The organism is Rathayibacter sp. AY1F8, assembly GCF_002932165.1.
GTDB lineage: Bacteria > Actinomycetota > Actinomycetes > Actinomycetales > Microbacteriaceae > Rathayibacter.
In genome coordinates this window covers 1-10,652 of the sequence record NZ_PSVB01000014.1, presented here as the reverse complement: position 1 = coordinate 10,652, position 10,652 = coordinate 1, and the positions used below count along the sequence as shown (strand labels likewise).

Here is a 10,652-nt window from a genome sequence, read left to right as displayed (position 1 = left end):
GCGTTCGTCGTGTAGACGGACGGATGAGGACGTCTCCTCACACCCCGTCCTCGCCCCGTCTTCGGAAACGGCGTCAGACTTCGACCTCGTACGTGGTGGAGACCGGTTCCAGGCCCTTCGCCGTCAGATGCGCCAGGGCCCGCTCGACGATCTCGATCTTCCGCGTCAGATCCTTGAGCGTCGCCGCGTCCGGGTCGGAGAACTCGTCCAAGCGCTCGTGCTGACGACGGATCTCGATCTCTGTCCGGGTCAGGATCGCCCACACTTCGGGATCCGGATCGAGACCCTGCTTCTGTCGCAGCAGTGAAGCCGACAGGCGTTGCACGACCACAGCCTCGACCACGTCAGCGCTGGTGCCAGGACTGGCCAGACCGAACGCGATACCCCCGCCGCCCGCGGTGACCAGCGATCCGGCGGTCAGCAGTCCGCCGATCATGCCGCCCGGTCCGAAGCTCGCGAGGGCGCTGGTGATGACAGCCGCTCCGGCCAGTCCGGTTCCCGCGGCGAGCGCCAGGCCGCCTGTGGCGACGACCAGAGCGGCGGCACCCGCTCCGATGGCACCCCACTTGATCCAGTTGCGACCGCGCGAACCGCTGAGAGCGGCCTGTGCCTCCTTCGTGGCGGTGAAGACGTCCGCGCCGAACTTGCTCGTCAGGCCGAGCTCTGCGGTCAGGTCCCCCATGGCCGCCTGCCAGGTCTCACGAGGAACAGTGATCTCGAAGGGCTTGATGACGTTCTCCGACGCGAGAACGGTCATCAAGGCCACCGCCTCCTCCTTGCTGACATAGGCGGCGGGAACCGGTTCAGGGGCGGGAGCGGCGACATCAGTGAGGTCGACGACCAGGCGAGCGACCTGCGAAGGCAACGGCCTGTTCTCACGAAGGTTCCTCGCTCGGATCTCTTCGATCGAGAACGCCTGGACGTACCGCAGGGCACCCTCGAAGCGCTCGGCGACATCGCCTTCGAGTCGCTCCTTGGCCAGGTGCGCGTAGCGCAGGGCGAGAAGTCCGGCCGATTCGACTCCGTCCAGTGGGATGTCGACGCCGCTGTCGATCGTGTCGACTTCTTTCGACCGCGAGCCGAAGAGCGCGAAGCCGACGGTCTCGGCGACGACCGGAGTCGACAGGTACTCCCCTGCGGAATGAGCACGCTTGTCGATCGGCACCTGCCTCGTCTGGATCCGGAAGTCGAGGAGGTAGTCGAAGACCGACGACAGGCCGCGGTGGGCAGCCACGGGGTCCGACGCGTTCCAGACGTTGACCCACCAGTCGAGATTCGCCGGAGGTTCCTGGAGGGTGTCGCGCAGCTTGTCGACGTCGAAGCCGCCGTTCGCGAGCGGGCTGCCGATGGTGAGAAGACCCGTGACGCGCACTGCAACGGGCAAGCGGCGGATCAGGTCCGCTGCGATGACCGAGCCGAGGCTGTGCCCGATGATCACGAGGCTTCCCGAGGCGGGCACGGCCGCCAGGATCAGAGCGAGGACCGCCGCACGGACATTGGAGTCGTTGAGGTAGTTGTGCGCCTGCTTGAACGGCGGTGACACGGCGGCCGCCGCAACTGCTGCTTCGCCGCCCAGCCATCCGACGCCCTGATCGTGCCGACCGAGACGGATCTCCATCGCGGCCGTCCGCTCCTCGAACTCCCGTCGGTTCCTCTTCGCGGCGTCCCTCGTCGGCTGCTTGGCCGCCACAGGGGGGACAACCGTCCGGCCGCTCGCGCCGTTGAGCAGATGGGCGTACTTGGGAGCGACGACATGCATCGATCCGAGACCGGGGTAGCCGACACCTCTGAGCGCTGTGTCGAGCGTGCCCTTCCAGTGGTCGTCCGGATCGCCGGCGCCGACGCCGTGCAGGAAGAGCAGGGTGGGATCTGTGGACACGAGCATCTCCGCTTCTCGCCAGCACGTCATCGGATGAGGACGGGAACGGCCAGTGCCGAGAATACAGACGACATGTGTCGTGCACTGCAGCGCGAGAATTCTCCGGCCGGTATTCACTCCCTTCTCGTTAGAGTCCTCCCACAACCGCTTCACCGCCGAAGGACACCGCTATGCCCGTGGGCTACCGCTCCATCCTCTCCACCGAGACGTCAATCGAGCACCGCGATCGGATCGAGGCGATCGTCGCCGAGTGGTTCGCCGAGAAAGGCTTCGAGGACCTTCCGAAGCAGGGTTCTGCACGCGTAGACGATTCGACCGTCGAGGTGTCGGCGGTCGAAGGACGGGGGATCGCGGCGCGGCGCTGGCGGCTCAGCGAGACGTGGGAGCCGCCACGCTGGTACGCAGGCGCGACGACGAGCCGACTCGCGCTCATCGATGTGACGATCGTCGAGACCATGAATCGCACGTGGGTGTGGGTCGACATCGAGCCGCCGTCTCTGACACTCACCGATTCCCGAGGCGAGACCCGCGTCGAGCCCCAGCAGACCGGGACTCCGCGATTCGTCTCGCGTCTGATCGACGCTGTACCGCTCATGGACGGACAGGCCGAGCCGTGGGCGGATCTCCAGGTGATCGCGTCCTCCTCGCACGTCGAACAACTGACGGACATCATCCGTGACGGCTCCCGGATCGGGGCGGTCTACGTGAGCGTGCCTCCGGAGGGTGTTCCCGTCGACCGCTGGAGCGACGATCTGAGCCGGATCATTCGAGGGACGCAGGGTCTCGCCGTCGGCTACGTGGTCGCCGGGGCCGTCGCCGACGAACTGAGCGCTCAGCTGGGCCGCTTCCATCGAGTGCCGGCGGGTGCCATGCGCACCTTCCTTCCGGGCGCGGAGCCGGGCAGCCCCGAGGACGGGTTCCGTCACCGGATCCTTCAAGCGCGATCGCTGGCGGACTCGGACCGGCGCCGGCTCAACCGGGTGATCCGCAACGCGCAGATCGCCGCTATCGCTCGGACGCCCCTTCCTCGCGTTCTGCGGGAGGCGGACTACGAGCTGCTCCGAGCCTCTCGGACGACCCCGTACCAGGAACTGGAGCGCCGATTCGCGGAGGCGACCATCCCGACGGCGACCGGCGAGTTCGATCGCGCTTTCGTCGAGGACCTCTTCGAGCAGTACAGCAGGGCGCAGCAGCAGGCGGAAGAGGCGGCACACCGACAGCTGGAATTGGGTGACGCACTCGACTTCGCCCGCGCGGAGCGCGACGAACTGGTGCAGCAGAACGACGATCTCTACGACCGGCTGATCGAGACCAGGGACCGCGAGTCCCGGCTGAGTCGACGGCTCTTCAGCGTGTACCCGAAGGACGCCGCAGCGGCGATCGCAGAGGCCGGATCGGCACCGGAGATCGAGTATCCGGCGACGTTCGCAGAGCTGCTGGACCGGATGCAGAGCCTCGACGGGCTGCTCTTCCTCGGCGACCGCGACGAGACGCGGGAGCTCGACGCGCAGAGCGCTCTCGGGGTCGCGGCGGTCAAGAAGGCCTGGGACGCACTCGCCACAGCTTCTGCCTATGTCGCATGCCGCCGTGAGGGGGACTTCGACGACTCGCTCCGTGCTTACATCGAGAGGACGCCGGGTGGCCGCTTCAACCGGTTCCCGCGGGTGGCCTGGCAGGAGAGCGAGACGGTCCGGAACGATCCGCGCATGCGCCGACAGCGGCAGGTCAGGGCCCCCGAGAGCATCGCGGTGGACGGCGTGGTCGAGATGTTCGCGCACGTGCCGCTCGCCACTCATCGGGGGACGGCGCCACGCCTCTATTTCGACGACGCTTTCGGAGCACACGGCGTCGTACTCGTCGGGCGCATCTCAGGACATCTCGACACAGCGGGAACGAACTGACGGCTTGGGCTGCTGATTCCGACTCCCCGGAATCGCCGTTGTCGGGGGCCGTCAATAGGATCGAGAAATCTCGTGGCACACCGTGTCTCGGGCCGAAGGGGAACCCGTCGCATGAACGATCTCGAGTACCGCCAGCTGGTCGAGCGTGCGCTCGCCACCGTCGTCGACGGTCTGCTGCCGACGGTGAACAGTGTGCTCAAGAAGCACATCGGGCCCGACGAGGACTGGACGGTCGTCCTGGAGCGGCGGGATCGGGAGCTGGGGAGGCAGCGCCTGCACTACGGGGCCCGCGATCTCCCCCTCCTCGTCTCGGTTCTCACGGAGCGGATCGATCCGCTGGGGAAGCCCTTCGAGCACGCCATCAGCCGTACAGCCGAGGACTGCCTCCGCGACCTCAAGCGGGTGCGCAACCTCTGGGCGCACAACGAGCCCTTCGACCGTGCCCGCACGAACCGTGCGATCGAGACCGCTCAGACCCTGCTGCAGGAAGTCGCCATGGACCACTTGGCAGAGGAGCTCGGCGAGATGCGGCGCGCCTTCCTCTCAGAACCGTCGGATGCGCGTCCGACTGCTCCCTCGTCGACACGGGAGGAGGTGGTCCTTCAGGACGCGGGGGAACAGCCACCCAGACGATCCGGCGCGGCCAGTTCCCCCGACCTCCTACCGTCCGACGCCGTTTCACCTGTAGCGGTCCCCGGCGATCCCGCCTCGCCCGACGCCGAGCGCGAGCCCGAACCAGTCCTCCGTCGGCCTCGCGGATCAGCCCGCTACGCCGATGCGCCGACCCTGCGGGACGACACGAGTGCAGACCTCCCGGCCATCGATGACGATGATCCCGTGACGATGGAGATCGAGGCCCACGACGAGCTCTCCTACGCGATGGCCAACGCTCGGATCCAGCCCGTCACTCGGATCACCGTGCGCAATCGGGGAGAAGAGCTGCGGGGAGCGTCCCTGGACCTCGAAGTCCGCGACGCGAACGGCTCGCTCGGCGGCCCCCGGACTCTGCGACTCGACCTCGCCCCCGGCCAGGACAAGTCGCTCGAGAACGTGGCGCTCTCTCTCGATCCGGCGCGGATGCTCGCCGTCGAGCAGCGCCGGCCGGGTGTCATCGGCGCCGTCCTCAGAACCGAGGACGGAGACAGCGTGGCGGAGACCTCGGTCGCCGTGACGATCCTCGCTGCGAGCGAGTGGAAGGCGCGGCCGCTCCAGCTGGGGCTGGAGCTGCTCTCCTCCTTCGTCCAGCCGAACGCGACGGTCGTCGCGACCGTGCTTCACGAGGCTTCGGAGAGACTCGACGACGCGACCGGTCGATCCGACCTCGACGGCTACCAGAGTCAGAGCGAGGAGAGGGTCGACGCCATCGTCGAATCCATCTGGGACGCGATGCGGGCTCGTGACATCGCCTACAGCGAGCCTCCGGCGAGCTGGGGCGAGGACGGGCAGAAGGTGCGCACACCGGCCGAGGTCCTCGAGGGAGGACTCGGAACCTGCCTCGATCTCACCGTGACCCTCGCCGCAGCCCTCGAGCAGGCGGGCATCAACAGCACTCTCTGGCTCCTGCCCGGGCACATCTTCCTCGGGTACTGGCGAGTCGATTCGACCCTCGGCAGTGCCGGTTCGCTCGATGCGAGCGCGGCCCTGAATCTCGCTGACATGGACAGGATCCGTGTCGTCGAGACGACCATGCTGACCGGCGACTCGCAGAGCATGCAGCGGGCGCATGCTGCTGCCCGCTCGCTCCTGGTCGCCGGCAGCAGCAGCCTGCTCGGAGTCGTCGATGTGCGAGAGGCGCGGAACAGCGGGCTCTACCCGCTTCCCAGCCGGGCGGTGAGCGCTCAGGGCGAGTACACGGTGCACGAGTACACGCCCCGGGCCACCTCCTTCGTCCTCGATTTCACCGGAACAGGACGAGGGCGGCGCCGAGAAGTCGAGACCGGGCCCGCCCGAGTCGCGACCTGGAAGAACGCGCTCCTCGATCTGAGTCTCCGGAACCGGCTCATCAACTACACCGATCGTGCGGGCTTCTCGCTGGCCGTCTCCGACTCGGACGCCGCTCTCTTCGAGGACATCGTCAATCAGGGCACGTCGATCCACCTTGCGCCCTCGGACGACATCCCCGAGATCGAGCGCGAGCGCGGCATCCGGTTCGGAAGGGACCTGCCGTCAGGACTGCGCCACGACATGCTCGTCACGAAGAAGAGGGTCTTCGCTGACGTCACCGCCGCCGCCTACACCGACAAGCTCCGCAAGTTCGCCGCGTCGGCGAAGACGATCGTCGAGGAGACCGGCGCGAACAACCTCTACCTCGCGTTCGGGACTCTGCACTGGACGCTCGACGACCGGGAGCTCAGGTCGCCGATGGTCCTCGTGCCGGTCACGATCAAGGAGACGGCCCGCGGCTCCGTCTTCACGATCACGCTCGACGAGTCCGGCTCGTCGACTCCCAACTTCTGCCTGGTGGAGAAGCTCAAGGTCAGCGTCGGACTCGACCTGCCCGGCCTCGCCGCGCCGGCCGAGGACGAGTCGGGCATCGACCTGCGCGCCGTCTTCGACTCCGTGCGAGCGACCCTGACCGAGCGCGGCCTTCCCTTCCGCGTCGAGGAGACGGTCGACCTCGCGGTGCTGCAGTTCGCCAAGTTCCGGCTGTGGCGTGACCTCGACGAGCAGTGGGAGGTCCTGGCCCGCAATCCCCTCGTCTCCCATCTGATCAACACGCCGCTCGAGGCGTTCGAGGACCCGGCGGGCGAGGAGCTCGACCTCGATCTCGACGAGCTCTCCGCCCAGGTGCCGGTTCCTGCCGACGCCTCGCAGCTCGAAGCCGTCGCGGCCGCAGTGGCCGGGAAGACGTTCGTCCTCGAGGGCCCTCCCGGGACGGGCAAGTCGCAGACCATCACCAATCTGCTCGCGAGGTCGCTCGCCGAGGGCAAGCGCGTCCTCTTCGTCGCCGAGAAGCGGGCGGCACTCGACGTCGTGAAGCGGCGCCTGGAGGAGGTCGGGCTCGGCCCCTTCTGCCTCGACCTCCACGACAAGGGCGCCCGTCCGGCCGAGGCCCGGGCGCAGATCCGCGCCGCGCTCGACTTCTCGGTGCAGCCCGACTCGCACGGCTTCGCGATCCAGCAGGACACGGTCGAGTCGACGACGCGCAAGCTGCGCCGCTACGCCGACCACGTGCACGAGGAGAACGGCGCCGGATACTCCCTCTACGAAGCGCACCAGCGGGAGGTCCTCGCCGAGGAGCACATCCAGGCTCTCGACGTGCCGCGCCGGTTCGTCGAGAACGGCACGCTCGAGCAGTTCGACTCGATCCGGCGGGCGCTGCGGCTGCTCCCGGACGACTTCCACGCGGCCCGGCCTCGGCCTGGGCACCCGTGGTCCTTCGTCTCCCCCTCCCGCCTCGCCCCCGGCCTCGCCGGGGAGGTCGCCGACGCGGCCGACGAACTGGACGCAGTGCTCCTCGAGCTCGATCGCCTCGACTTCCCGGCGCCGGCGCTGGCGGCGGCGTCCGACCCGGCACTGCTCGAGCCGGCGATCCGCGCCTCGGAGGCGGACGAACGGCCGCTCGCCACCCTCGACCTGTTCATCGAGCAGGGATGGGACGCGCACCTCGCCCACGCGCAGGAGGAGCTGCGGCGCCTCGCCCCGCTCCGCTTCGACGTGCTAGACGTCATCCACGAGAGGGTGATCGACGCGGACCTGGACGACATCCGCGCGGCGGCGGTCGCCGCGGACGGAGCCGGGCTGCTCGCGCGCAAGAAGCTGCGCCGATCGGTCCGCGACCGCCTCGCTTCGTACCTCCGCTCCGGACCGGAGAGCGTTCCTCTCGATGGCCTCGTCGCCCTGATCGACCGCGTCCTCCTGGCTCGTCAGCACGCCCTCTACCTCCGCGAGCTCGTCCGGCAGGTCCCCGCACCGATCGCCCCCGAGCGGTGGAACGCCTTCGACGGCGAGACCCTCCGTCGGATCTCGGCCGAGATCGGCGTGCTGCGCACCCTGCGGCGGCTCGTCGTGGTCGGCGAGGAGGCGAACGGAGCGGTCGACCGCGACCTGATCCGAGCGGTCTACGCCCGTCCCGACCGCGCGGTCCTGGGCGCGTCACTGCAGCGCTTCATCGACGCCCACCGCTCCCTGCTGCAGGTCGCCGGAGCACCGTCGGAGGAGCTGTCCGACTGGGCCGGCGGCAGACCCGTCGTGGAGGCCTGGCGGCAGTCCGCGACCGAGCGCAGCAGCGGACGAGGTGCTGTCCGCTCGCTCGAGACCTGGCTGGCCTTCCTGGAGCGCCTCGAACCGCTCCGGGAAGCGGGGATGTCGACGGCCCGCCGGCAGTACCTCGAGGGCGGAGGAGACGTCGACGACGCGCTCCTGGCCTTCGAGAAGGGTCTCGCCGCCTCCTCGGTCGATGAGCGGCTGGCCAGCACGGAGCTCGGCGGGTTCCGGACAGCCGCGCACGAGCGGCTCCTCGGCCGTTACACGACCAGCGCGAGCGCCGTGCGGAACGAGCTGCCGCGCATCATCCCGTCGCAGGTGCTCGCCCGTCGCGACCTGAGCTCGCTTCCTCCGACGATGATGGGCGGCCTGAAGCGCCAGCTCGAGAACAAGTCGCGAGGTGGCTTCAAGGTGCGCCGCCTGATGAACGACTTCGGTCCGCTCATCACCCGGCTCGCGCCCTGCACCCTGATGAGCCCCGAGTCGGTCGCCCGGTTCCTGCCGGTCGACGCGGACCTCTACGACATCGTCGTCTTCGACGAGGCGTCGCAGGTCCGCGTCGCCGACGCCGTGGGTGCGCTCGGACGGGCGCGCAGCGCCGTCATCGTGGGAGACAGCAAGCAGATGCCGCCGACGAGCTTCGCCGAGACGGGCGCGGTCGAGGACGAGACGCTTCCGGCGGACACCGTCGTGGACGAGGAGTCGATCCTGTCCGAGGCGTCGCAGGCGAGGGTCCCGTCGCGCTGGCTGTCCTGGCACTACCGAAGCCAGGACGAGCGGCTCATCGCCTTCAGCAACAGCCGCTACTACGACAGCCGGCTCTCGTCCTTCCCGACCCCGCACGCCGATGACACCGGCGACGGACAGGAGTGCTACGGCATCTCCTTCGTCCGCGTGGCGGGCACCTTCATCCGCACCGGTCGAGGCAAGGCTCTGCGCACGAACGCGGCGGAGGCCGAAGCGATCGTCGCCGAGGTCCACCGCCGCTTCGACGCGTCGCCGGACGTCGTCCCGTCCCTCGGCATCATCACGTTCAACGCGCAGCAGCGCGATCTGATCGACGGCCTGCTCCGGAGCTCGTCCGACCCCCGCATCGCCCGGTCGCTCGACATCACCGACGGGCTGTTCGTGAAGAACCTCGAGAACGTGCAGGGCGACGAGCGGGACACGATCCTGTTCTCGATCGCGTTCAGCGCGAACGAGAAGGGCGTGGTCCCTCTGCAGTTCGGCCCGCTCACCCGTGCCGGGGGCGAACGGCGCTGGAACGTCGCCATCACCCGCGCCCGCCGGCAGGTCGTCCTCTTCTGCAGCTTCGACCCGGCCGAGCTGCGAGCGGACGACACCCAGTCCGTCGGCGTGAAGCACCTGAAGGCCTATCTGCAGCTCGCGCAGGCGGGCTCCGGTGGAGTGAACGACGCCCTCGACAGGCTCCCGCACCCCGACGCGCACCGCGACGAGCTCGCCGCGGCCCTCATCGAGGCGGGCCTCGCCGCTCGCATCGACGTGGGCCTGTCGGAGTTCCGCGTCGACATCGCGCTGGCGACCGCGGAGCAGCCCGGCCGGCCTCTCGTCGCCGTGCTGCTGGACGGAGCCTCCTGGCGCCGTCGTCGCACCGTCAGCGACCGCGACGGACTCCCCGGCGCCGTGCTCAAGAACGCGATGGGCTGGCCCGCCGTCGAGCGGGTGTGGCTGCCGGAATGGCTGGCCGATCGCGACGCGGTGATCGAGCGCCTGCGGGACGCGGTCCGGCGAGCGGACGATCTGGTGCGGGACGAGCAGGCGTCGACACCTGAGGTCGAGCTGCCGGAGGCCGAGCCCTCGGCTCCGACCCCGCCACAACCCGAGGTCGTCGATCTAGTCGCCGACGCACCGGAACTGGCACGGAGCTTCCACGTCGTCGCCGGGACCTTCCGATCACGCTCCGAGCCCGTCTCCGTACCCGCAGCACCGGAGCGGCCCGGGGCGAACGGACAGGGCGGCATCACGACGTACACCGCCTGGCGGGAACGCGTGGTCGGGTCGAAGGACGTGCTGAACGCCCTCCCCGCAGAGTCGTCCCGCCGCGCCATCGCCGAGCTGGTGTCCGAGGTGGTCGAGGCGGAGGGGCCCCTCCACGAGACGCGCGCGGCCAAGCTCATCGCCGGGGCCTTCGAGCTGAACAAGGTCAGCACAGCCCGGGTCGACAGCATCGTCGACTGCTTCCCCGAGCACTTCCGGCGCCTGGCGGATCCGGGATTCCTCTGGCCTGCGGGTCTCGGGCCCGACGACTACGACGGGGCTCGGACGGGTGTCTACCTCGGAGTCGACCGGGTGTACGAGCACATCGACCCCTTCGAGGCCGCGAACGCCGTCTCGCAGTGTGTTCGCGCGACTCCCGGTATCGATCACTACGCCCTGGTCAGGGCGACGATGACCACTCTCGGAATCCTCCGCATGACCGACAACATCCGCGGTCTGGTCGCTCAGTCCATCGACGATGCGGTTCGGCAGGGGAAGGTGGTGCTCGGAGCATCCGGCGGGTACTGGGTTTCCTGACGCCGATCACACGCTGATCGCGTGCTCGGGCGGATGACTGCCGCCCGAGCATGTCCGCACTCCCCCAGCCGCCCCTGTCCGATCGACTCAGCCGAGACGGCCCGCCGCCTCAATCCCGCCCCGCACCCCAC

The 10,652-nt window shown here is 69.1% G+C and carries 3 protein-coding genes; 2 read left to right on the top strand and 1 reads right to left on the bottom strand.

The window, feature by feature from the left end; all coding sequences use genetic code 11:
* Positions 1-73 precede the first annotated feature (73 nt).
* A complete protein-coding gene (locus C5C35_RS11115; protein ID WP_258069043.1) occupies positions 74-1,885 on the bottom strand; it encodes a hypothetical protein in 1,812 nt (603 codons plus the stop codon).
* A gap of 164 nt (positions 1,886-2,049) precedes the next feature.
* Between C5C35_RS11115 and C5C35_RS11110 the strand changes: the two genes are divergently transcribed.
* Both C5C35_RS11110 and C5C35_RS11105 read left to right on the top strand, forming a co-directional pair.
* Positions 2,050-3,780, top strand: a complete 1,731-nt coding sequence (locus C5C35_RS11110) for a hypothetical protein (RefSeq protein ID WP_104263116.1) — start codon at positions 2,050-2,052, stop codon at positions 3,778-3,780.
* Between the two features lie 111 nt (positions 3,781-3,891).
* Complete coding sequence (locus C5C35_RS11105) at positions 3,892-10,521, top strand: DUF3320 domain-containing protein (protein WP_104263115.1); 6,630 nt, start codon at positions 3,892-3,894, stop codon at positions 10,519-10,521.
* The last annotated feature ends 131 nt before the right edge of the window (positions 10,522-10,652 follow it).